This is a genomic window from Cobetia sp. 4B (assembly GCF_018831605.1).
Taxonomy (GTDB): Bacteria; Pseudomonadota; Gammaproteobacteria; order Pseudomonadales; family Halomonadaceae; genus Cobetia; species Cobetia amphilecti.
The window spans coordinates 2130263-2152940 of sequence record NZ_CP059843.1; the positions used below are offsets into that span (position 1 = coordinate 2130263).

At 62.0% G+C, this 22678-nt stretch carries 19 protein-coding genes; 7 read left to right on the forward strand and 12 right to left on the reverse strand.

Annotated features, from left to right (window positions below; translation table 11 throughout):
- The first annotated feature begins 270 nt into the window (after positions 1–270).
- From gorA to H2O77_RS08985, 4 genes are all read left to right on the forward strand, one after another.
- The gene (gorA, locus tag H2O77_RS08970) at positions 271–1659 is read left to right on the forward strand and encodes a glutathione-disulfide reductase (RefSeq protein WP_043334248.1); all 1389 of its coding nucleotides are present in this window, start codon (positions 271–273) and stop codon (positions 1657–1659) included.
- A 532-nt stretch (positions 1660–2191) separates the two neighbouring features.
- Positions 2192–3181 carry a TAXI family TRAP transporter solute-binding subunit gene (locus tag H2O77_RS08975; protein WP_054556669.1) on the forward strand — a complete coding sequence of 330 codons (990 nt, stop codon included), beginning with the start codon at positions 2192–2194 and terminating at the stop codon, positions 3179–3181.
- A gap of 513 nt (positions 3182–3694) precedes the next feature.
- Positions 3695–6277, forward strand: coding sequence for a TRAP transporter permease (locus tag H2O77_RS08980; RefSeq protein ID WP_153635767.1), 2583 nt, complete (start codon positions 3695–3697; stop codon positions 6275–6277).
- Positions 6278–6655: 378 nt separating this feature from the next.
- On the forward strand, positions 6656–8062 hold the full coding sequence (locus H2O77_RS08985; RefSeq protein ID WP_043334244.1) for a PhoH family protein: 1407 nt from the start codon (positions 6656–6658) through the stop codon (positions 8060–8062).
- A gap of 230 nt (positions 8063–8292) precedes the next feature.
- Here the strand turns inward: H2O77_RS08985 and H2O77_RS08990 are convergent, their stop codons facing one another.
- Positions 8293–9258, reverse strand: a complete 966-nt coding sequence (locus H2O77_RS08990) for a DNA-binding protein (protein WP_215824419.1) — start codon at positions 9256–9258, stop codon at positions 8293–8295.
- Positions 9259–9773: 515 nt separating this feature from the next.
- Between H2O77_RS08990 and H2O77_RS08995 the strand changes: the two genes are divergently transcribed.
- Positions 9774–11036, forward strand: coding sequence for a site-specific integrase (locus H2O77_RS08995; RefSeq protein ID WP_346428203.1), 1263 nt, complete (start codon positions 9774–9776; stop codon positions 11034–11036).
- A gap of 111 nt (positions 11037–11147) precedes the next feature.
- Positions 11148–11579 carry a SufE family protein gene (locus H2O77_RS09000; protein WP_054556665.1) on the forward strand — a complete coding sequence of 144 codons (432 nt, stop codon included), beginning with the start codon at positions 11148–11150 and terminating at the stop codon, positions 11577–11579.
- Between the two features lie 239 nt (positions 11580–11818).
- Here H2O77_RS09000 and H2O77_RS09005 read toward each other — a convergent pair whose 3' ends face one another.
- The 9 genes from H2O77_RS09005 to H2O77_RS09045 all read right to left on the reverse strand — a co-directional run bounded on the left by H2O77_RS09005 (position 11819) and on the right by H2O77_RS09045 (position 18926).
- Complete coding sequence (locus H2O77_RS09005; RefSeq protein ID WP_215824421.1) at positions 11819–12553, reverse strand: RES family NAD+ phosphorylase; 735 nt, start codon at positions 12551–12553, stop codon at positions 11819–11821.
- Positions 12550–12951 carry an MbcA/ParS/Xre antitoxin family protein gene (locus H2O77_RS09010; protein ID WP_052384668.1) on the reverse strand — a complete coding sequence of 134 codons (402 nt, stop codon included), beginning with the start codon at positions 12949–12951 and terminating at the stop codon, positions 12550–12552. Before H2O77_RS09010 ends, H2O77_RS09005 begins: the two co-directional genes overlap by 4 nt.
- A 149-nt stretch (positions 12952–13100) precedes the next feature.
- Positions 13101–13382, reverse strand: a complete 282-nt coding sequence (yidD, locus tag H2O77_RS09015) for a membrane protein insertion efficiency factor YidD (protein ID WP_215824422.1) — start codon at positions 13380–13382, stop codon at positions 13101–13103.
- Between the two features lie 37 nt (positions 13383–13419).
- Positions 13420–13866, reverse strand: coding sequence for a phosphoribosyl-AMP cyclohydrolase (hisI, locus tag H2O77_RS09020; protein ID WP_043334240.1), 447 nt, complete (start codon positions 13864–13866; stop codon positions 13420–13422).
- 97 nt (positions 13867–13963) lie between these two features.
- Positions 13964–14788: a metal ABC transporter permease gene (locus H2O77_RS09025; RefSeq protein ID WP_043334239.1), complete on the reverse strand. Its 825-nt coding sequence runs from the start codon at positions 14786–14788 to the stop codon at positions 13964–13966.
- A gap of 78 nt (positions 14789–14866) precedes the next feature.
- Positions 14867–15697: a metal ABC transporter ATP-binding protein gene (locus H2O77_RS09030; protein ID WP_082388762.1), complete on the reverse strand. Its 831-nt coding sequence runs from the start codon at positions 15695–15697 to the stop codon at positions 14867–14869.
- A 112-nt stretch (positions 15698–15809) separates the two neighbouring features.
- Positions 15810–16985 carry a zinc ABC transporter substrate-binding protein gene (locus tag H2O77_RS09035; RefSeq protein ID WP_215824423.1) on the reverse strand — a complete coding sequence of 392 codons (1176 nt, stop codon included), beginning with the start codon at positions 16983–16985 and terminating at the stop codon, positions 15810–15812.
- A gap of 76 nt (positions 16986–17061) precedes the next feature.
- Positions 17062–18399 (reverse strand): dihydroorotase, encoded by a 1338-nt coding sequence (locus tag H2O77_RS09040; RefSeq protein ID WP_215824424.1) that lies wholly within the window; start codon positions 18397–18399, stop codon positions 17062–17064.
- A gap of 59 nt (positions 18400–18458) precedes the next feature.
- A complete protein-coding gene (locus H2O77_RS09045) occupies positions 18459–18926 on the reverse strand; it encodes a transcriptional repressor (RefSeq protein WP_043334236.1) in 468 nt (155 codons plus the stop codon).
- A gap of 283 nt (positions 18927–19209) precedes the next feature.
- On the opposite strand from H2O77_RS09045, the gene H2O77_RS09050 reads away from it, so the two are divergent.
- On the forward strand, positions 19210–19923 hold the full coding sequence (locus H2O77_RS09050) for a DUF1826 domain-containing protein (protein ID WP_215824425.1): 714 nt from the start codon (positions 19210–19212) through the stop codon (positions 19921–19923).
- 141 nt (positions 19924–20064) lie between these two features.
- Here H2O77_RS09050 and H2O77_RS09055 read toward each other — a convergent pair whose 3' ends face one another.
- Both H2O77_RS09055 and H2O77_RS09060 read right to left on the reverse strand, forming a co-directional pair.
- A complete protein-coding gene (locus H2O77_RS09055) occupies positions 20065–21081 on the reverse strand; it encodes an alpha-L-glutamate ligase-like protein (protein ID WP_200016759.1) in 1017 nt (338 codons plus the stop codon).
- Position 21082: 1 nt separating this feature from the next.
- The gene (locus tag H2O77_RS09060) at positions 21083–22645 is read right to left on the reverse strand and encodes an inactive transglutaminase family protein (RefSeq protein ID WP_215824426.1); all 1563 of its coding nucleotides are present in this window, start codon (positions 22643–22645) and stop codon (positions 21083–21085) included.
- Positions 22646–22678: the final 33 nt, after the last annotated feature.

The window sequence follows — 22678 nt, forward strand, 5'->3', positions numbered from 1 at the left end:
ATTCACGGCAGCGTCAGGCAAGACGTCAGAGCGCTAAGGTTACGAGCAACAATGTTACGCGCCCGCGGAGCGCTTCGCCAATGACGGTGCTAGCCCCTGTGCCAGCACGTTGTAACTTTTGTCTAACATGCTTGTTGGACATATTTACCGTGTCAGAGGCCACAGGGTCAACCTGAAGGCCGATACGCGGGTAACCGTGCCCAGCGACACGGGACTCCCGAGGCCGCGCGAGTCCTGATACCATGTGGCCAATTCATCAAGGAGATTCCCGTGACCGATCAGACCCATCAGCCTGCGACAGGCCAGTTTGACTTCGACCTGTTCGTCATTGGTGCCGGCTCCGGCGGCGTTCGCGCTGCCCGGACCGCCGCCGCGACCGGCGCCCGCGTTGCCGTGGCAGAAGACCGCTACCTCGGCGGTACCTGTGTCAATGTCGGTTGCGTGCCCAAGAAGCTCTACTCCTACGCTGCCCACTACCATGATTCCTTCAAGGACAGCGCCGGCTTCGGTTGGGATCTGGGCGACGCCCCGCGCTTTGACTGGGCGACCCTGCGCGATCGCAAGACCGCCGAGATCTCTCGTCTGAACGGCATCTATCGCAATCTGCTAAACAATTCCGGCGCCACGCTGATCGAAGGCCGTGCCAGCATCGCCGATGCCAACACCGTCGTCGTCAATGGCGAGCGTCACACCGCGGCCAAGATCCTGGTCGCCACCGGTGGCTGGCCGTTCCTGCCGGACTTCCCGGGTCGTGAACATGCGCTGGATTCCAACCGCATCTTCGATCTGGAAAGCTTCCCGAAGCGCTTCTTCGTCATCGGTGGCGGCTATATCGCCGTCGAGTTCGCCAGTATCTTCAATGGTCTGGGTGCCGAGACGCACCTGAGCTATCGCGGTGACCTGTTCCTGCGCGGCTTCGACAACGAAGTGCGCGAGTTCACGCGTGACGAGATGGCCAAGAAGGGCGTCAACCTGCACTTCAACACCACGGTCGAGTCCATCGACAAGCAGGGCGATGTCTACAGCGTGCGCCTGAGCGATGGCCAGGTGCTGGAAGTGGATTGCATCCTCGCCGCCACCGGTCGCAAGCCGAACATCGAAGGCCTGGGGCTCGAGAATGTCGATGTGGCGCTGAATGTCGATGGCACCGTACGCGTCAACGAGCGCTTCGAGACCACCACCCCGTCCATCCTCGCGCTGGGCGACATCATCGGCGGTCCGGAATTGACACCGGTGGCACTTGAAGAAGCCATGCACCTGGTGCGTGCGCACTTCGGCGATGGCGTCGTGGGTGGTCTGGACTACGACAGCATCGCGACAGCGGTGTTCTGTCATCCGAACATCGGTACCGTCGGCCTCAGCGAGGAAGCGGCGCGCGAGAAGTTCGACAGCATCCGCGTCTACACCGCTGACTTCCGTCCGCTCAAGCACACCCTGTCCGGCAGCGATGAGCGCAGCCTGATGAAGCTGATCGTCGATGATGCCAGCGACAAGGTCGTCGGCGTGCACATGGTCGGTGATGAAGCCGGTGAGATCATGCAGGGCATCGGTATCGCCGTGCGTGCCGGCCTAACCAAGGCCGACTTCGACCTGACCGTGGGCATTCACCCGACGGCAGCGGAAGAGTTCGTCACCATGCGCAGTGTCACGCGCACCTGACAAGCCAGTCGCAAAGACGGCTCGTCTAAATGACTGAGCCTCGGAAAGACTGAACGCCGAAAAGACTGAACGTCGAAAACAGAACGCCCCACGGCCTTGCCGTGGGGCGTTTTTGCATGCGTCTTCTGCGTGCTCCCAGGCGCAAATTAACTGCGAAAGGGGAGTCATGGTTACTGAGTAACGGTGCAGGTTACACAGTCAGCAGCAGCGACTATCTGAATCCGCGCTGAAAGTTGCACGCAATGAGGGAGTGGCCATCCTCGTGTGGCGAGATACAAGTCGTTGTCTGCGCAGTTCACTGCCAACACCTACACCTTTCGTAGCATAAAGCATGACAAGCTGGTACTCGCGCACTTCAGCTATGCTAGTCTCAGTGCAGCGTTATGCACCTCAAATTACTGAAATATCAGCCATGTGGCAGTGGATAAGCCTGAGAATCGGCCTGTTACACGCGCGATACAAGCAAGGGCCTGGCCGGTATCGAGGTGCATGACGGCAAGACCAATAACAAGCCAGCAAAGGGAGTTTCAACATGACCATGATCAAGAAGTCGCTGACAGCGGCGGTCGCGACCGCAGGTCTTGGCCTGATGGGGATCTCCGGAGGCGCCAGCGCCGCCGAGCAGACCTTCGTAACCATCGGCACCGGCGGTGTAACAGGCGTTTACTATCCGGCTGGTGGTGCAATCTGCCGCTTGGTCAACCGTGGCAAGGCCGAACACGGCATTCGCTGCAGCGTCGAGTCCACGGGCGGTTCCGGCTACAACCTGAACAGCATCCGTACCGGCGAGCTGGACATGGGCGTTGCCCAGTCTGACGCGCATTACAATGCCTATGAAGGCAAGGGCGATTTCGAAGACTTCGGCCCGAACAAGGACCTGCGTTCACTGTTCTCCCTGCACCCGGAACCGTTCACCGTCGTCGCCCGCAAGGACAGCGGCGTGACCGAGTTCGACCAGCTGGAAGGCAAGCGCATGAACATCGGCAACCCGGGTTCCGGTCAGCGCTCGACCATCGACACTCTGCTGTCCTCTCAGGACAAGGACACCAGCGTGTATTCCGTGGCCTCCGAGCTCAAGGCCTCCGAGATGTCTTCCGCACTGTGTGACAACAAGATCGACGGTTACGTCTACGTCGTGGGTCACCCGTCCGGTTCCATCAAGGAAGCGACCACCACCTGTGACGCGAACATCGTCAATGTCACCGGCGACGCCGTCACCAAGCTGGTCGAAGAGAAGCCTTACTTCTCCGTCGCGACCATCCCGGGTGGCATGTACCGCGGCAACGATGACGACGTGACCACCTTCGGTGTCCGCGCAACCATCGTCTCCAGTGCCGAAGTCGAAGACCGCGTCGCCTACGAAGTGGTCAAGGCCGTGTTCGACAACTTCGATCAGTTCCAGCGCCTGCACCCGGCGTTCCAGGTCCTGAAGAAGGAAGAGATGGTCAATGCTTCCCTGACGGCGCCGCTGCACGATGGCGCCAAGCAGTACTACAAGGAAGCTGGCCTGCTGAGCGAGTGATATGCCCTGCGCGCCTCGCCTGCGAGGCGCCGTGCATGAACGCTCATCCTGCGCTCAGGGACCCGAGCGCAGGGAGCACAGGGAATTCCCGGAGACCGCACTCGTTGCGGTCTCCGTGCTTGTGGAAAGTCTGCATTCCCGGGCGGCCACTCAGGTCGAGCAGGAAAGGGCCAGGCAGGAAAAGGCCAAGCAGGGAAAGCGCAGCAGAGACACCCGCCGTCAGCGCGCCGCCAGGACTTGCCTGCGAGTGGCAAGTGGCGTGACGGTAGCCGCAGCATGGACAAGCGTGACCAGGCAAGGTCTCACGCTCGTCACGAGCCTAGCTCGCTGCCCGCTCAGGAAATCGTTCAGGAAATTTACGCCCTGATCGGGTGAATCAATGGAAACATCTGTCAGGCCGGACATACTGAAGACGTAACCAGCTTGATAAGCATGTGGTTGAGCAGGGCCTTCTGGTCGAGCAAGAAGGTGACCTGTCAGCCATCGCCTGACTCGCGTACCGGATCACAAAAAATGACCAAAACCCAAACTGCAGCAACGTCTCAGGCGCCAGACGCCGAGACGCATCATGATGCTGAAGTCCTCGAGATGCTGGAGTCGGAAACCGGCGGCCGTCATCCCGTGGGCTTCGTGGGCCGCCACTTCATGTGGCTGATTCCACTGGCATGGTCGTTGTTTCAGCTTTACCACGCCTCGCCGCTGTCACTGCTAAATTCCGACACCGCGCGCGCCGTGCATCTCTGTTTTGCCATCTCGCTGGCCTTCGTGGCGTACCCGGCCTACAAGGGTGCTCCCGCCAATCGCATTCCCCTCTATGACTGGGCCCTGGCGATCTTCGCCGTGGCGGGTGTCGCCTATGTGCTGATCTTCAGTGATGAACTGGCACGTCGCGCGGGCGCCTATACCACCGTGGACCTGGTGTTCTCGGGAATCGGCCTGGTCCTGCTGCTGGAAGCCACGCGTCGTGCACTCGGGCCGCCCCTTGCGGTCGTCGCCAGCGTCTTTCTGCTCTATAGCCTGTTCGGCGCCTACATGCCCGATGTCATCGCGCATGCCGGGGCCAGCCTCAACAAGCTGCTCGGCCACCAGTGGCTGACCACGGAAGGGGTGTTCGGGGTCGCGCTCGGCGTTTCCACCGACTTCGTGTTCCTGTTCGTGCTGTTCGGTGCCTTGCTGGAACGTGCTGGCGCCGGCAACTACTTCATCCGCATGGCCTTCTCCATGCTCGGCCACATGCGGGGCGGACCGGCCAAGGCCGCCGTCGTCGCCTCTGGCCTGTCCGGCATCATCTCCGGCTCCTCCATCGCCAACGTCGTCACCACCGGCACCTTCACCATCCCGCTGATGAAGAAGGTCGGCTTCCCGGCCACCAAGGCGGGCGCCGTGGAAGTGGCCGCGTCCACCAATGGCCAGCTGACGCCGCCGATCATGGGCGCCGCGGCCTTCCTGATGGTCGAATATGTCGGCATTCCTTACCTTGACGTCATCAAGCATGCCTTGCTGCCGGCATTGATCTCCTACATCGCCCTGATCTACATCGTGCACCTGGAAGCGTGCAAGGCCGGCATGGAAGGCCTCAAGCGCACCCAGAAGACCAGCATGATCGCGACCTTGCTGACCTTCCTGACCGTCTTCATCGGCATGGGAATACTCACGCTGGTCGTCTACTACGGCATCGGCTGGATCAAGACCCTGGCGGGGGATGGCGCGGTCTGGATCGTGCTGCCGCTGCTGCTGGCCTCCTATGTGGCACTGATCGCCTATTCAGCACGCTTCCCGGAACTTGGGGAAGGCGACATCGATGAACTGCCGCCGGTCGGCCCGACCGTCAAGGTCGGTCTCTACTTCCTGTTGCCGGTCGTGGTACTGGTGTGGTGCCTGACCGTCGAACGCATGTCACCGGGGCTGTCGGCCTTCTGGGCCGTGCTGTTCATGATCTTCATCACCGTGACCCAGCGTCCGCTGGTGGCCATCTTCCGCAAGGAAGGCAATGTCGGCGGCGCCGCACAACGCGGTGGCGAAGACCTCTTCCATGGCCTGGTGATCGGTGCCAAGAACATGATCGGCATCGGCGTGGCCACCGCGGCGGCAGGTATCGTCGTGGGCACCGTGACCCTGACCGGGCTGGGCCTCAAGATGACCGCCTTCGTCGAGTTCATCTCGGCCGGCAACCTGATGCTGATCCTGATCTTCACCGCCGTGATCAGCCTGATTCTGGGCATGGGCCTGCCGACGACCGCCAACTACATCGTCGTCTCGACGCTGATGGCACCTGTCATCGTCAATCTGGGCGCGGAAAACGGCTTGATCGTGCCGCTGATCGCCGTGCACCTGTTCGTGTTCTACTTCGGGATATTGGCCGATGACACACCACCGGTGGGGCTAGCCGCCTTCGCGGCGGCCGCGATCGCCAAGGCAGACCCGATCAAGACCGGTATCCAGGGCTTCACCTACGATATCCGCACCGCGATCCTGCCGTTCATGTTCATCTTCAATACCAACCTGTTGCTGATGAACATCGACAGCTACTGGCACCTGGCGATCACGGTGGCCTCGGCCGTCGCGGCGATGCTGGTCTTCGCGGCGGCGACGCAAGGCTACTGGCTGACGCGTACGCGCTGGTACGAGACCATCGGTCTGCTGCTGATCACCTTCACGCTGTTCCGTCCGGGCTACTGGTGGGACATGATCTATCCGCCCACCACCATGGCCGCGCCGCAGCAGATCGAGACGCTGATCGCCGAAGCGCCGGTGGACAGTAAGCTGCCGATTCACGTCTCGGGCATCAACCTGGATGGCGACGAGGTCTCCAAGACCGTGTTGCTGCCGGTTTCTGACGCCGAGAGTGGCGAAGCCCGTCTGACCGATGTCGGCCTGACGCTGGATATCAGCGACGAGCAGGTGCTGGTCAGCATGATCGAGTACGGCAGCGTGGCACAGCAGGCCGGCATCGATTTCGACTACACCATCGATGGCATCCAGCAGACGGCTGAGCGTCCTCCGAAGGAAATCGCCATGCTACCGGCACTGGCATTGCTGTGGCTGATCGGCTTCCTGCAGGTACGTCGACGCCGTCAGCAACCCGCCGTTGCCTGACGCCGACGCGCTATCCGCGCGACAAGGTAGCGTTTGAGAGAACCAACCCTCACGGCCGATGCCGTGAGGGGATAAACAAAAGCCGCCCCCGAGATGCTCGGTGGGCGGCTTTTTCATGCCTGCGGCGCTGACTTATGCCTGAGGCGCTGACTTTGCCTGCGGCGCGGCTGGCTCTCTCTGCTACAGGTTGGCGCTGCTCAGCATGATGCTGTCAGGCACCAGGCAAAAGGGCATTTCATGAGGGAGCAACAGTATGCGCCTGCCTTGCGTGACCTGTCTGCAAGGCTAGCGTGAAATCTGAACGCGTTTTTGCAACACGATCGACATATTCAGCATGCTAGCTTCAAGGGGCACACTCCAACGGAAGGCATGTCGCCAATGGTAAGAGTCGAGAAGCAGTCCCGTCGTCTGTACGTCCTCGATACCAACGTGCTGATTCACGACCCCTCAGCCCTGTTCCAGTTTGACGAGCATGATGTCGTCATTCCGATGACGGTGCTGGAGGAGCTGGACAAGCACAAGAATGGCAACAAGGAGATTGCCCATACCGCCCGCCAGATCAGCCGTACGCTGTCCGATCTCACCGCGGATGTCACACCTCAGGAAATCCTGCGTGGAATTCCGCTCCCGCCTTCCATGAATGGCGCGGGCAACCTTCACTTCCTCTCCGGCCATGTCGATCAGAGCGACGCCTGCGCCGACAATCGTATTCTCGCCGAGACTCGCAGCCTGTCTGCACGCTGTCAGGACGCCTCGGTCATCCTGGTGACCAAGGACATCAATCTCCGCATCAAGGCCGCCGCCCTGGGCATGGCGGTGGAAGACTATCTGACGGATCGCGCCTTCACCGACAGCGACGCCATGATCGAGGGCGTCAAGCTCTTTCATGAGGCCGGCCACGACGGCCAGGGCGTCTGGGACGACATGCAGGTCGATGTCACCGTCACGCGCGAGCACCATCGCACCTTCTATGAGCTGTCAGGCCAGATGCCCAAGGACTGGTACCCGGGCATGCTGATCGCGGATTGTGATGGGGATGATGGCGCCAGTTTCGAAGCCATCGTGCGCGAGCTGGAGCATGACTATGCACGCCTGGAAGTGCTGCAGAACTATCGCAACGAGCGCAGCGCATGGGGGGTGAATGCCCATGACAGTCGCCAGAACTTCGCCCTCAACCTGCTGATGGACGACAGCGTCGACATGGTGTCAATCGCGGGCAGTGCAGGCACCGGCAAGACCTACATGACACTGGCTGCCGCGTTCGAGCAGACACTGGAGAAGAAGCGTTTCGAGCGCATCATCTTCACCCGCGCGCCGATCGCGATGGGCGAAGAGATCGGCTTTTTGCCCGGCACCGAAGAAGAGAAGATGTCGCCGTGGATGGGGGCCTTCCACGACAACATGGACAACCTGCTGCGCAAGGAGGGAGAAGGCACCAGCGCCTGGAACGAGGAGGCCACGCGCGCCTGGATCGGCAATCGCGTCCAGATCCGCTCGCCGTCCTTCATGCGTGGCCGCACGCTGAGCGACACCTTCCTGATCATCGATGAAGCCCAGAACCTGACGCCTAAGCAGCTCAAGGGCCTGCTGACACGGGCGGGCGCCAACACCAAGGTGGTACTGCTGGGCAATGTGGGCCAGATAGACACTCCCTATCTGACCGCCAACACCTGCGGCCTTGCGGTGGCAGTGCAGCGCTTCAGCTCGTGGCCGCATGCCAGTCACGTGACACTCAAGTGCGTCGAGCGCTCACGTCTGGCACTGGTCGCGGAAGAGCTGCTGTGAGGTGTTCGCCACACTTTTGACAACCTGATAGTCACCCGATGGCGTCGCCATCACGACACTGACGGCTCTGATATCACGAGCTTGCTATCATGAGATTGACATCACGAGAATGAGAACTCGACAGCACTGACAAAAAACGCCGCCCTGATGGGCGGCGTTTTCGTGTGCATTGCGTCATGTCAGCCACGGTGATCACGCCGCAAGTGCGTGGCGATCACCCGACAAGGCTTTCAGCATACGAAGGGCGGCAAGGGCGCAAAGGCCAGGCGTTCCTTGAGCAGCTTGTTCTCGTGTGTCAGCTGGCCGAGCTGGGCCTCCAGGCGTGAGTATTCCGCCGAGGAGTGCTCCAGTTGCGCGCGCATGTCCTTGAGCTCCGTCTCGCGCTGCTGGCGAGCCGAGGTCTCCTCAAAGCGGCGACGTTCTTCTTCCTGCAGCTGCTTGCGTTGCTCGGCCGCCTGGGCATCGAGACGCTCGACGCGCTTCTCGAGCTGCTCCTGACGGCGCCGATGCTGCTTGTCGAGCTCGCTCTTCTCGAGGCGTGCATCATCCAGCATCTTCATCAGGCGCGTTTCACTGGCTTCATGACGCGCCTCTTCCTGCGCCAGACGCTCCTTCCACTCGCTTTCCTGCGCCTGAATCGCCTGCTGATGGCGCTCGTGGTCCACTTCGCGCGTGCGCTCCATGGCCGCGATGTCTTCCTGGGCCAGGGTCAGGCGCTTTTCGATCTTGTCCTGCAGCTGCTGCCAATGTTCCTGCTCATTGGTCAACGTCGCCAGGGCCTGCACACGCTCTTCAAGGCGCGCCTGCACCTGGGCCAATTGCTCGGACAGGGCACTGAGACGCTGTTCGGCATCTTCCGCGCGGCGCTGTGCCTGCGCTTCGGCCTCACGCGCCTCGACGGTCTGCTTGTCCGCTTCCTGGCGATAGTGCACCAGGCTTTCATTGGCCAGTGACTGCGCCTCCTTCCAGACCGTGGCCAGGGTCTCGGTGAGACTGTCAGGCATGGCCTGGCTCAGCGGCTCATCACGCTTCTCGGCGCGCCGCTGGCGCCAGTCACGCAGGTGATCGCTGATGGTGGTGAAGCTGCCGGTCCCCAGCACTTCACGAATCTTCTGCACGCTCGGGGCCTCGCCCCGTGCCATCAGTGACTCGATGGCTCGTTGTACATCCTCGTACTGGACGCCAGTGCGCGCCATGGGAATCTCCGTCCGTAGTCCGTCATTGATACGTAGTCTGTCAGTGATACGTCGTCAGTCGTTGCTGCTTGACCGCCATTACGCCACGAAGCGCGGCCAACTACTACTCTCCAGCACGCACTCTCATACACGCAATGGCAGCGGATGGGCCATGTCATCTGGCGAGAGCAATACCTTGGATGCCGCTCGCCTTCTTCTGCCATCAATCCACCCCCAGCCTGGTGCCCATCTTAGCGATGTTTTCTGACAAGATAAAGATAATTACATATTACGTAATACGTAATTTACGATACAGATAGAGCTATAAATTCATGATTACGCGCCTTATCTTGAATTATCATGGCCGTAACGTCACAATCAGCCCCGAGGGCAGGCCAAGCCTGGACAGAACAGTAAAGGGCAGAGCAGGAAAGGGCAGACAAGAGAAAGACAGGGGCGCCACAGAGCGGCGCACGCCTGATATGACGCGCCAGACGGGCGATATACAGCCGAGAGGCAGCAATTGGAGTTGGTCGGTGGAAGAAAGCACGCATGACGGCATCACGGCGCTGGTCGGGCATCTGGAGGGTGAGCTATCCAGAGTGCAGCGGCATGCCCAGCTGACGGCCGCTGATGATCGCTCACTGATTCGCGCCCGCACGGATGTCGAAGCCGTGGCCGCCTGGCTCAACGAGTATCGCCACAGTGCTCAGACGCTGCGTGCCTATCGCAAGGAAGCGGAGCGCCTGCTGCTATGGCTCAAGGCCGAGGGAGAGCAGGGCAGAGAATCCGCCCTGGCCAGCCTGGATCGCGAACGACTCGAGCACTTCGAGGCGTTTCTGGCCGACCCTCAGCCTGCTGAGGTCTGGATCGGCAGCGTGCGCGCCCGCAAGCACCCTCAGTGGCGACCCTTTCGCGGCCCGCTGGCCCCCGCCAGCCGCCGGCAGAGCCTGGTGATCCTGCAGGGCATGTATGCCTGGCTGATCGAGGCCGGCTACCTGTCACGCAACCCGTTCCGCCTGATGCGCGACAAGCGCCGCATGGACAACCGCACGCTGCGCATCGAACGCTATCTCGAGCGCCCCTTGTGGGACTGGCTGTGGGAGCGTATCGAAGCGCATTGCGAGGTGCTGACACCGGTCGGTGCTTCACCTGAGGACGGGGTGTCCCGCGAGCGCTTCGTGGCCGAGCGCAAGCGCTTTCTGTTCGCGTTCGCCTACTTGATGGCACCGCGCATCGCGGAAATGGCCGCCGCAAGGATGGGCGATATCGTCAAGCGGGAAGGCCAGTGGTGGTGGCGGGTGATAGGCAAGGGCGCCAAGCTGGCCGAGATTCCGCTGCCGCCGCCGATGCTCGAGGCGCTGGTTCGCTGGCGACGCCTGCGCGGGCTCAGTGAGCTGCCGCAGGCGCTGCCCGCCGACGAGTCACTGCCGCTGCTGGCGCGCCTGGATGGCACGACACCGCTCGGCGACAACCAGCTCTACCGCTTGATCAAGCAAACATTCACACAGGCAGCCGCTGACATGCGCCAGCGAATCCAGAGCCCTGGCGACGCCAGCGAGCTGATGGCACGCACCCTCGATCAGGCAAGCCCTCACTGGCTGCGCCACACCGCGATCACCCATCAGGCACAGGCCGGGGTAGAGCTGCGCTTTCTGTCGCGCTCCGCCAGGCACTCGCGACTGGATACGACATCGCGCTACCTGCACGCCGAGGACAGCGAGTGGCAGCAACAGATGGCCAGACATTCGCTGGCGACGCCAGGTCATCCGCCTGAGATGCCAGAACACGACTCATGAGCGCTGCCACCACGCACAGACTCCAAGGCGCCGTGCGTCCGGCGAGGTCAGGCGTTATCATGGCGACAGCGTATCTTCAGACACTTTGCAGTGACATCATCGGGAGTCAGCATGAGCGACGCGCAACAAGCGCAGGCGGAACTGGTCGAGGAATTCAGCTTCTTCGACAACTGGATGGACCGCTATCAGTACATCATCGACATGGGCAAGGCGCTGCCGGAATACCCGGAAGCCCTGAAAGGCCCTGAGACCAAGATCGACGGTTGCCAGTCCAACGTCTGGATTCATCCTGAAGTGCGTGGCGAAGGAAGCGAGCAGCGCCTGCATTTCCAGGCGACCTCGGACGCCGCCATCGTGGCAGGCCTGATCGCCGTGGTGCTGCGCATCTACAACGACCGGACGCCGCAGGAAATCGTCGCCACCCAGCCGACCTTCCTCAACGAGCTCGGCCTCGACAAGCACCTGTCGCCGACGCGCTCCAACGGCCTGCATGCGATGCTCAAGCGTATCTACGGCGTCGCCGAGCTGCACGCCAACGCCTGAGGCCTGGCGCTTTAGCGCTGATGCTTCAGCTCTGATGCTTCAGCTCTGATGCTTCAGCTCTGATGCTTAAGGCCTGGGCCAACACGAGTAACGCAAGACGCCCGCCATTCCAGTCTCGAGATTTCGAGCGGAATGGCGGGCGTCTTTTCTTGTGTCTTTCTAAATAATTTCTCAGGGCTTTCTCACCCAGGGCGTTCTCAGGCTAATTTCAGACTGTTCAGCAGGGCGCCTGCACGCTCTCAGCGATGCTCGCGCACTTCCAGCACATGCGTCATGGCCTGATGCTGGCCATCCCAGACATAGCGCAGGTGCGGCCCCTGAATGGGGATGCTGACCGCCGGCGGACGCAGGATGGCAGCGCACTCGGCGCTTGCATCCACCTGAGCGTGGCGCACGCTGGGGTAGAGCAGGCCAAAGCTGCCAGCCTCTCGCAACCTGGCGGCAAATGCCTGGCCGGCAGGGTAGCTGGCCATGTCTGGCTGACAGAGGGCGTCATGACCCTCGCGAATGTCATGCAGTGGCTGCGTCACGCGATTGACGTAACTGCGCATGGTCATTTCCTGACAGGGCTGCGCGGTATCGGCCAGAAAGCGCGCCATGTGGAAGCGGGTCTCGCTGATCGCGGTATCCAGCGTACTGGCGCAGTAATAGACCCCGAAACTGCCATCGGTGAAGCGCGAGGCACGCCCGATGTGCGTGAAGGCCGCCATCACCGGCGTGGAACCCGGCCCGCTGATACGGTCTTGCGGTGCGACGCGACTCAGCTCGCCGGCTTCTTCGCGCAGACGATCATTGGTCAGCGCCTCGATGGCAAACGCCATCTCCAGCTCATCAGGCTCGAGAATATCCTCGAATACCGAAATGGGCGGGAAGGCGCTGGAGATCACGCGCCAGGCGTTCTGCCAGTCCGGCAGCGTCAGCGCGGGCAGGGCGGAGCCATCAACATGCTTGCCTTCGCTCGTCCATTCGCTCATCCACGCACTCCGTCGAGATAACGGCGGGTGTCGGCCAGCGAGACCACCTGACCGGCCAGCATGTAGTCCAGCGCACTCTGGCCATTGAAGGGCGCCGCACGATTGGGGCGACGTACCCATTCATGGGCCATCTCAGGCGTATTGCTGAACAGGATGCGCAGGGCCTTGTGAATCCCCATCACGTAGGAGATACGCTCCAGGGTGTCGTTGGGCAGGCGCACTTCCGGCAGCTTGCGATACTTGTGATAGGTGGTGGTACCGATGCCCCCCAGCAGCACGCGCTGATCCGCCGCGCTGCACTGCCACTTCTCCATGATGTTGAAGAAGGACTTGAGGGCAACGCGGCCCGCACTGGGGCTGGTCGGGGACACACGATCGAGGGCGGCTGCGGTGGACATGACATTCTCCTGCTGACTGACGATGGCGTCACAGCTGACGCCACACACACGTGAATGATAACACAGAAACACTTCACATGCGTACAGCCAGCCGCAAGACTCCGCCGCTCGCAGGGCACTCGACCCAGTCACTCACAAGGCGTATGCCCTCAAGACCTGGGCGCGTCGTCCTGATCATGCGCATCGCAGCAGCTGGCAGACGAAGCGTGACCCTTGCACGGTGGCACGGGGTCCACGCCACCCGGCCCGCCCAGCGGGTGGCAGCGCGACAGACGCCTGGCCGTGAGCCAGCACCCCTTGAGGGGCCCATGCACCTTGATGGCCTCCAGTCCGTAACTGGAGCAGGAAGGATAGAAGCGACAGCGCGGCCCCAGCAGCGGGCTGAGCACCAGCTGATAGCCGCGCAGCAAGCCGGTCAGCAGGCGCGTCATGACCGACGTCACGCCGCGCCTGAGGGAGTGGCGACGTTCAGGCGTTGCCATACAGGGTGTTCGGGTCAATGATCGGTGCATCGGTAATCTCGGCACCTTCAGCATCCAGGCGCCAGTAGAAGCAGCTCTTGCGCCCGGTATGGCAGGCAGGGCCCGTCTGATCGACCTTGACCAGCAGGGTATCGCCATCACAGTCCAGATGCGTACTGACCAGCTTCTGCTGTTGGCCCGAGCTCTCGCCCTTGCGCCACAGCTTGCTGCGCGAGCGTGAGAAGTAGCACACGCGACCGGTGGAGAGCGTCTCGCGCAGGGCTTCGGCGTTCATCCACGCCATCATCAATACCTCGCCGCTGTCATGCTGTTGCGCGATGGCGGGAATCAGGCCGTCACCATTCCAGGGCAAGGCAGCGATCAGCGCCTCCAGCGCGACCTTCTCGCCGATATCGGCATTCTCCAGCGACTTGAGCAGTCCATCCTGTGCCATTGAGGGTGTTTCCTTGCAGAGTCCATATCGAAGCCCCTGTCAGCGTCATGTCACGCTGGCAGGGGCTCACGCAGTATTCAATATCACAAGCCGCGAATCAGCGACGCAGCCCGCCACGGGCGCTGCGCCAGATGAGCGACAGCAGGTAGGCGACACCGGCCACCAGCACGATGGTCGCGCCGGCCGGCAGGTCGAACTGCCAGGAGAGCGCCAGCCCACCGGTGGTGAAGGCCATGGCCGCCAGGCTCGCGATCACGATCATCATGCCCAGTGAGCGCGCATGATGACCGGCAAGCGCGGCAGGCAAGGACAGCAAGGCCAGCACCATGATCAAGCCCACCGCCTGCAACAGCAGCACGACGGTGATCGCCACCATCACCAGCAGCAGCAGGTAGAGCGTCTTGACCGGCACGCCCCGCAGACGCGCGAACTCTTCATCGAAGATCACCGCGGTCAGCGGGCGATGCACCAGCAGCAACACCAGTGCCAGGCCTCCCACCATCCAGGCGAGGGTGCCGATGGCATCCGCGGGCACCAGCAGCAGGTTGCCGAACAGATAGCTCATCAGGTCGACCTTGTAACCCGGGGTCTGACTGATGAACAGGATGCCGGTGGCCATGCCGATGGCCCACAGCGCGCCGATGACGGTGTCTTCCTGATCAAAGCCCTTGAGGCTGATGTAACCGATCAGCAGGGCGGCGAGAATGGCGCTGATGAAGGCGCCGACCAGCGGGCTTGCGCCCATGAAGTAGGCGATCCCCATGCCGGCAAGCACGGTATGGGCGATACCCCCGGCCAGATAGCCGATGCGACGTACCACGACATAGGGGCCGACCAGACCGGCCGCAAGACTGGCCAGCAGGCCGGCGAAGAGGGCGTTCTGGAGAAAATCCTGGCTGCCCAGGGCGGTGATGAAATTCATGTAATGTAAGCCTAGAGCGCAGAGCGGGCGACGTGAAGGAAGTGAAACAGGCCAGACGGACAGTCACCGGCCGCGACATCAGTGATGGTGATGGATCATCTGGACGTTTTCACCATAGAGTCGCTCGATCGATTCAGCGGTGAGCGTCTCGGTGTCATGGACGATCATCTTGCGGTTGAGGCAGGCGACCCGATCGACGTAATCGCTGATGAAACCGAGGTCGTGACTGATCACCACCACGCTCATGCGGTTGGCCAGGCGATTGAACAGCTCGAACAGCGAGCGCTCGCCGTCGCTGTCGACACTCGCGGTGGGCTCATCCAGCAGCAGCAACTGAGGCTCGGCCGCCAGGGCGCGAGCGATCAGCACACGCTGCAGCTGACCGCCGGAGAGGGCATCGATATGCCGACGGCGCAGATGACTGATACCGACTTCTTCCAGCACCGCACCGATCGCCTCACGGTCCGCGCGTGGCCAGGGACCCCACTGACGACGACGCCCTTGGCGCCCCATCAGCACGACATCTTCCACGCGGATGGGGAAGCGCTTCACGAAGTTGGCAAACTGCGGCACATAACCGATATGGCGCGCGGCGGCCTTGGGCGTGCGCCCCAGCACCCGGACACAGCCAGCCGCCGGCTTGTGAAGACCGAGTATCAGCTTGAGCAGCGTACTCTTGCCGCCACCGTTGGGCCCGATCAGTCCCACGATCTCGCGCGCGCCGACCTGAAAGTCGACATCGTCGAGAATGACCTGCTCGCCATACCGGAAGGTCACGCCGCGAATATCAATGGCATCCGGTGCATCTGCCGGCACCGGGCGAAAGACCGGTCCGACACTGCGCCCGGTGGCTGACGCCTCCGGATGGCTGTCCGTGCGCGGGCGCGCGACGGAGATGGGGCTGACCATGACGTAAGCTACCTCGTTGCAACGCAGACGGGCGCATGAGCGCCCGTCTGACTTTTCGATGGGGCAGGGCATTGTGCAAGATCAGACGATATGCGCAATACCCGGCCGGCAATTACTGGCTGTCAGTCAACTCGAAACCTGCCTTCAGCGCTTCGGTGGCGTGCTTCAGGTTGTCGAGATAGTCCTCTGCCAGCGGGTCCAGCACGGCCACTTCGGCCTCCAGGGAGCTGGCGATCCGCTTGGCCGCCGTCTGGGAGAACTGCCCCGAGACGAAGATGGTGCCGATGTTCTCATCCTTGGCACGCGTGATCAGCGTGGCCATCTCGCGCGGCGTGGGCTCGCGGCCACTGACTTCAATGGCATGCTGCTCGAGCGAGTAGCGGTCCGCGAAGTAGCCGAAGCTGGGATGGAAGATCAGGAAGTTGCGGCCCTTGTAGGGGGCCAGCGTCTGAGCGATCTGCGCATCCAGCTCGCTCAGGGTCTTGAGCAGACGCTGCTCATTGGCATCGATCTCGCCGGCATGCTGCGGCAGGCGTGCCTCGAGCACCTCGGCGGCACGCTCGACGACGGTCTGCATGCGCTGCGGGTCCAGCCAGAGGTGGGGATCGGCTTCGCCGAGGTCCTCATCCTCGCCATGCTGGGCACCATGCGCCTGATGATCAGCGTGCTCATCGTGGTGATCGTGGTGATGTTCTTCGTGACCTTCGTGCTCGCCGTGATGCTCGTCGTGTTCATCATGGTCGGCATGGTCGTCGGTGTGATCATCATCGTGATGCTCATCATGCTCTTGCTCTTGCTCATAAGCATGCGCTTCATCATGACCGTGGTCATGCGCCTCACCACTGCCGAAGTGGCGTGTATTGAGACCTTCTTCCAGATGCACGACCTGCATCTCGGCGTTGTTCTTCACCAGGCGCGGCAACCACACCTGCTCGAAGGGCACGCCGATGGCGAGATAGAGCGGGACCGTCGACAGCTCGGCCACCTGGCGCGGGGTCGGGTCGTAGGCGTGCGGGCTGTCGCCCGGCTTGACCAGCGTGGTGATCTCGACATGCTCACCGGCCAGCTGATCGACCATCCACGCGATGGGCGGCACGCTGACGGCCACATGCAGAGGGGCGCTGTCCTGGGCGTGGGTGGCAGGCGTCGCGAACGCGGCAAGCGCGCCCAGCACACTCAGCGGCAGGGCACGCGCAGCCCGCGGACCCAGCGTGCGCTGGACCCGAGACAGCAGCTTTTCACACAACACTTGGCGAGACGCCAGGGGAGAGCCCGCATGCATACTCATGACACCACTTCCTTTGCTAGTGATCACGGCATGATGCGGGCAGGGCGTGCCGAGAACCGGCACGCCAGGACCGCCATCAGCCGCGGTTGAACGAGAGTCGCTGGCCGTTGGCCACCGGATTGACGGTCTTGCCGTCATAGGCTTTCACGCCGTTGACGAAGGTCGCATCGATGCGCGCCTTGAAGGTCACGCCATCGAAGGGGCTCCAGCCACACTTGTAGAGCACGTTGTCACGCGTGACGCTGGTCTCGCCATTGAGGTCGACCAGCACAAGGTCAGCGAAGGCCCCTTCACGGATGTAGCCGCGATCGACGATGGAGAAGCGATCCGCCACGTTGTGGCTGGTCTTCTGCACCAGGGTCGCCAGGTCGTAGATGCCGTCCTGAACCTGGTCGAGCAGTGACAGCAGGGCATGCTGCACCAGCGGCAGGCCGGAAGGCGCCTTGAAGTACGGGTTCTGCTTCTCTTCCCAGGTATGCGGTGCGTGATCGGTGGCGATGATATCGATACGGCCATCCATCACGGCAGCGCGCAGGGCGGCACGGTCTTCGGCGGTCTTCACTGCCGGGTTGCACTTGATCAGGCTGCCACGGGTGTCGTAATCGGCGTCGCTGAACCACAGGTGGTGCGCGCAGACTTCTGCGGTGATCTGCTTGCCCTTCATCGGGCCAGCCTTGAACAGCGCCATTTCCTCAGCGGTGGTCAGGTGCAGGACATGCAGCTGGGTACCGTTGCGGGTCGCCAGGTCGATCGCCAGACGCGAGCTCTTGATGCAGGCTTCGCGCGAGCGGATCAGGCAGTGTTCGGAGAAGGGCACGTCTTCCCCGAAACGCTCACGCCAGCGCGCCTCGTTCTCGAGAATCATCGGCGTGTCTTCGCAATGCGTGACGATGGGCGTCGGTGCATGCTTGAAGATGCCTTCGAGAATCTCCGGATCATCGACCAGCATGTTGCCGGTAGAGGCGCCCATGAAGATCTTGATGCCGCAGGTCTGGTTCGGATCCAGCGTCTTGATCGCTTCCAGGTTGTCGTTGCTGGCACCCAGATAGAAGGCGTGGTTGGCATGGGCACGACCGGCGGCCACGGCAAACTTGGCTTCCAGTGCATCGCTGTCCAGGGTCGCCGGCTTGACGTTGGGCATGTCGAAGAAGGTGGTGATCCCCCCGGCCACGGCAGCGGCTGACTCGGTGGCGATGTTGCCCTTGGCGGTCAGGCCCGGCTCACGGAAGTGCACCTGATCATCGATCATGCCCGGCAGCAGATGGCGGCCAGCGGCATCAATCACTTCACGTGCATCGAGGTGAGACAGGTCGCTGCCGATGGCGTGAATACGCCCGTCCTTGATGCCCACATCCTGAGTGGAAATGGTGCCTTCATTGACGACTTGCGCCTGTGAGATGCGGATGTCCAGCATGTGACGTCCTCCGTGGGAAGCAAATGTTATATCGTATCAAAAGCGCTCGCAAGCGCCGTTCACTGAGCGTTTTCTGCCATGGCAGCTGCTTGAGAGGTGCAATCCTGGCAACGCCCCTCGAGTTCGATGGTCTGACGTTCGATCGAGAAACCATGGCGATCGGCGCTGGCGACTAGCCGAGTACCGAGATCGTCATCATGCATTTCCTCGACACGACCGCAGCCGCGGCAGATCAACAGCTGAAAGCCGTGCTGATGTTCCGGGCAGTGGCAGGCAAGGTAGGCATTGAGTGATTCGATGCGATGGACGAGGCCCTGTTCGAGCAGGAAGTCCAGTGCACGATAGATCGTGGGAGGGCGGGCAGCGCCATGTTCCTTGGCGAGCTGGTCCAGCAGGTCATACGCCTTGAGTGCGCCATGACTGGTCGCGATCATTTCCAGTACACGTCGCCGAATCGGCGTAAATCGCACACCGCGCGCCAGACATTGACGTTCGGCCTGGTCGATCAGCGAAAGTGGCTCTGGCATGAAGAATCCTGAGTGTCGTGAATCCCGGATGTCAAAAGGCGTCAAGCGCGATGAGGGCAAGTGCGTCAGCGCGCAGCCTGAATGACCAGATGCTTATTCTAGGGCAAATGGGCCATGACGGGCCACCGGCAAAGGCATCGGGGCTGCGTGAGTCACTCAAAGGCAACGCACGGCGCGGAGCCGACATGAAAGCATGGACAAGCGATCAATATGATATAACATAACAATTATCGCTTTCTGGTCGCGATGATAGACCCGCGACCATCCCTGACAGGAGGAATTCATGGCCCAGTTCGAGGCGCTGCACCCACCCCTTCACACACGGCTCGAGCCACGCCTGGCAGCCAGTTCGTCACCTTCGACCCTCGCGTCGGCACCAAGGCCCACAACCCATTGGCATATCGGTCACGAGGCACATGACCTGGGGGCGATCTTCGAACCCGACATCAGCCTGGCCGTGATGCAACGCCGCATCGATGGGGTATTGAAGATGGCGGTCAAGGCTCAGTCCTCGGGTGCCTACCCGCTGCGCATGCGCTGGCGCGGCCCGATCAGTGATCTGCGTGAGGCGCTGGAGCGCTACCTTCCGGCACCGGATGCCGGGGCTGCGCTGATAGAGGATATCCGTGTGCTGGGTGAGGCCATGGGCGAGCTCTTCGAGGTCAAGGATATCGGCATGCGACTGGAGATGACCCAGAGCGCCATGTGCCCGCGCTTTCATGTCGATCGCATCCCGGTCAGATTGGTGACGACCTACGATGGACCGGGCACCCAGTGGCTGCCGGACCACGCCGCCGACAGACTGGCGCTGGGCCACGGCCAACCCGGCCATCAGGACATCTGCCTGGCCCCCGGCGAGATACATGAGCTGCGCCCGGGCAGCCTGGGGTTGCTCAAGGGCGAGTGCTGGCCGGGCAACGAAGGGCGAGGGCTGATCCATCGCTCACCGGTGGTGCCCAATGGCAGTCGCCTGATGTTGAGCATGGACCCCGGCTGAGCCGAGGCTTCGCTTGCGACTCACCAAACAGAAACACCCCGCCAAGGCGAGGTGTTTCTGTCTTTCCAGACGCTGGAGCAGTCGATCAACCAAGGCATCGCTCAGCAAAACAGTCGTTCGGCAGCCCCATGGAGCCCGACATCAGTCCGCGATGGGTGCCATGCCGACATTGGCGACATCTTCCTTGCTGCGCGAGAAATGCTTGCGCGCAAAGGCGACACGCTCGGCGACCGGCACACCGTCGGGCTGACGTTCGATCAGCTCGAGCCGCTTGCGCAGGCCCTCGCCATTGGCCATCTGGATGGCCAGCCCCGGTCGGGCGTTGAGCTCCAGCAGCATCGGGCCATGGCGACGGTCCAGCACCATGTCGGTGCCCAGATACCCCAGTCCCGTCATCTCGTAACAACCGGCAGCCAGCTCGAGCAGGGTGTCCCACTGCGGCACCTTGAGCGAGAAGATATCGTGCCCGGTATCGGGGTGGGCGAACTGCGGGCGATCGTACTGCACGCCGCGCACCGCCCAGCCACTGCCGATATCCAGCCCGACACCGACCGCGCCCTGGTGCAGGTTGGCCTTGCCATCCGAGGCCGCCGTCGACAGGCGCATCATCGCCATCACGGGATAGCCCTTGAAGACGATGACACGAATGTCCGGCACACCCTCATAGGTGAACTCGGCGAAGGCCTGATCGAAGGAGATCAAGCCTTCGACCAGCGCCACATCCGGTGAGCCGCCCAGCGAATAGAGCCCTGACAAGATGTTGGAGACGTGACGTTCCATGTCGGCACGCGTGATGCGCGCGCCGCTGGGCTTCACATACTCTTCGCCATCATGGTGCTCGATGACGAGGATCCCCTTGCCGCCTGAGCCCTTGGCCGGCTTGATCACGAAACCTGCGTGATCGCGCACCATGTCGACGACGCGCTCGACCTCGAACTGACTGGCGACCTTGCCGATCATCTCCGGCGAGGCCAGGCCGTACTTCTGACATAGCAGCTTGGTCTGCAGCTTGTCATCGACCAGCGGATAGAGGCGGCGGTCGTTGTATTTCGAGATATACCCGATGTTGCGGCGATTCATGCCGACAACCCCCCGGGCGCGCAAGGCGCCCGGCATGGTCCAGTTGCGCGACCAGCGATTCAGCCATGACGAGAGCATCTCAATCCTCCGTCAGCGGCTTGAAGCGGCGCAATTCCAGCAGACGATAGCCGGTGTAGTTGCCGAGCAGCAGGATGAAAGCCATCAGCACCAGTTGCAGACCGAGGAAGTTGAAGGTCAGGTGACGTACCCACGGATTGTTCATCGCCAGATAGGCCAGCACGGCGGTCAGAAGGCTGCCACCACCTTGCTTGAGCACTTCCTTGGGGCCTTCCTCTTCCCACAGGATCGACATGCGCTCGACGGTCCACGACAGGATGATCATCGGGAAGAAGGTGATGGTCAGGCCGGCGTTCAGACCGAAGCGATAGGCGAGTACCGAGAAGATGGAGATGATCGCGATCACCGTGATGATCACCACCGAGACCCTCGCCACCAGCAGCAGATTGAGCCGGGACAGGTAACTGCGGATCACCAGGCCCGTCGCGACGATCAGCAGGAAGCCGATCAAGCCGGTCACCAGACTCGTCTGGATGAAGGCGAGGGCGATCAATACCGGCATGAAGGTACCGGAGGTCTTGAGACCGACCAGCACACGCAGCAGCACTACGACCAGCGCGCCGATCGGAATCAGCAGGATGGTCTTGAACAGCGCCTGCTCTTCCAGCGGCAAGGAGTGGATCGAGAAGTTGAGCAACTCGTCATTGGCCAGCTTGTTGCGCACCGCGACGGCCGCCGGCTCGTTGTGACGGATCATCGAGAAGCTGACACGGGAATTCACGCCGCCTTCGACTTCCAGCATCGGCGCGCCACGACCTTCCCACAGCAGCAGGTTGTCCGGCTCACCCTGCTTGCCGGTTTCCGGGTTGATCAGCACCCAGTCGGTGTTGATGTCTTCAGCGTCGGCGGCCTCGACATCCACCGCCTCGTTGCCTTGCGGCGTTTCAGCGAAGACCTGCAACCAGGACGAGACCGTCTGGCGACGACGACCGTCTTCCAGACTCAGGCCGCTGACCAGACGCGCACTGACACCGGCCTCATTGAGCAGGCGCAGCATCAACTCGGGACGCTCGAACTGGGTCAGCAGCAGGCGCGCATTCTCGCCCTGACGCTGATTGTCGAACTGCTTGATCAACTCGCGTGCGAAGGTGAACGAATCGGCACTGCGCTCACGGGCCTGATCGATGACCTGGGCCGCGGCGGTATCGTAGGGACGCTCCCAGGAGACTTCCTGAGGGGCCGGCAGACGCTTGATGGGCGCAGGGGTCGCGTTGTCGGACTCCAGCATGGTCACGGTGTAATACAGCAGCTGCGAGCCTGCCGCTTCACGGATCGACCATTCGGCACGACGGCCCGGCAGGTCATCCAGATAGGACAGCCCGAAGCCCGAGGACGCCGTGTTCTCGGTCAGAACGCTGTAGCCTTTCTGGTTTTCCGGCAGCGCCAGCGACGCCTTGACCGGACCGCCAGTGGCCGTGAAGGCCACCTGGGCTTCGATATCCCACACTTTCTGCTGTGCACCGGGCACCCAGGGCACATCAAACGAAATATGGCGATAGGCGGTCAGGCCCACACCGATCAGCATCAACAGGCCGACCAGAAGATAGAAAGCAAAACGCGACATGGGAGTCCTTGAAATGTCTGGAGCAGTCATGAT

Coding starts and splice junctions, on each gene's coding strand:
- H2O77_RS09035 (WP_215824423.1), bottom strand. CDS start 16,985: ATGAGTATGCATGCGGGCTCTCCCCTGGCGTCTCGCCAAGTGTTGTGT.
- H2O77_RS09030 (WP_082388762.1), bottom strand. CDS start 15,697: ATGGTCAGCCCCATCTCCGTCGCGCGCCCGCGCACGGACAGCCATCCG.
- yidD (WP_215824422.1), bottom strand. CDS start 13,382: ATGACGCGCCTGCTGACCGGCTTGCTGCGCGGCTATCAGCTGGTGCTC.
- H2O77_RS09000 (WP_054556665.1), top strand. CDS start 11,148: ATGAGCGACGCGCAACAAGCGCAGGCGGAACTGGTCGAGGAATTCAGC.
- H2O77_RS09045 (WP_043334236.1), bottom strand. CDS start 18,926: ATGCCAGAGCCACTTTCGCTGATCGACCAGGCCGAACGTCAATGTCTG.
- H2O77_RS08990 (WP_215824419.1), bottom strand. CDS start 9,258: ATGGCGCGCACTGGCGTCCAGTACGAGGATGTACAACGAGCCATCGAG.
- H2O77_RS09050 (WP_215824425.1), top strand. CDS start 19,210: ATGGCCCAGTTCGAGGCGCTGCACCCACCCCTTCACACACGGCTCGAG.
- H2O77_RS08975 (WP_054556669.1), top strand. CDS start 2,192: ATGACCATGATCAAGAAGTCGCTGACAGCGGCGGTCGCGACCGCAGGT.
- hisI (WP_043334240.1), bottom strand. CDS start 13,866: ATGGCACAGGATGGACTGCTCAAGTCGCTGGAGAATGCCGATATCGGC.
- H2O77_RS08985 (WP_043334244.1), top strand. CDS start 6,656: ATGGTAAGAGTCGAGAAGCAGTCCCGTCGTCTGTACGTCCTCGATACC.
- H2O77_RS09040 (WP_215824424.1), bottom strand. CDS start 18,399: ATGCTGGACATCCGCATCTCACAGGCGCAAGTCGTCAATGAAGGCACC.
- H2O77_RS09010 (WP_052384668.1), bottom strand. CDS start 12,951: ATGTCCACCGCAGCCGCCCTCGATCGTGTGTCCCCGACCAGCCCCAGT.
- H2O77_RS09060 (WP_215824426.1), bottom strand. CDS start 22,645: ATGTCGCGTTTTGCTTTCTATCTTCTGGTCGGCCTGTTGATGCTGATC.
- H2O77_RS09055 (WP_200016759.1), bottom strand. CDS start 21,081: ATGCTCTCGTCATGGCTGAATCGCTGGTCGCGCAACTGGACCATGCCG.
- H2O77_RS08980 (WP_153635767.1), top strand. CDS start 3,695: ATGACCAAAACCCAAACTGCAGCAACGTCTCAGGCGCCAGACGCCGAG.
- H2O77_RS09005 (WP_215824421.1), bottom strand. CDS start 12,553: ATGAGCGAATGGACGAGCGAAGGCAAGCATGTTGATGGCTCCGCCCTG.
- H2O77_RS09025 (WP_043334239.1), bottom strand. CDS start 14,788: ATGAATTTCATCACCGCCCTGGGCAGCCAGGATTTTCTCCAGAACGCC.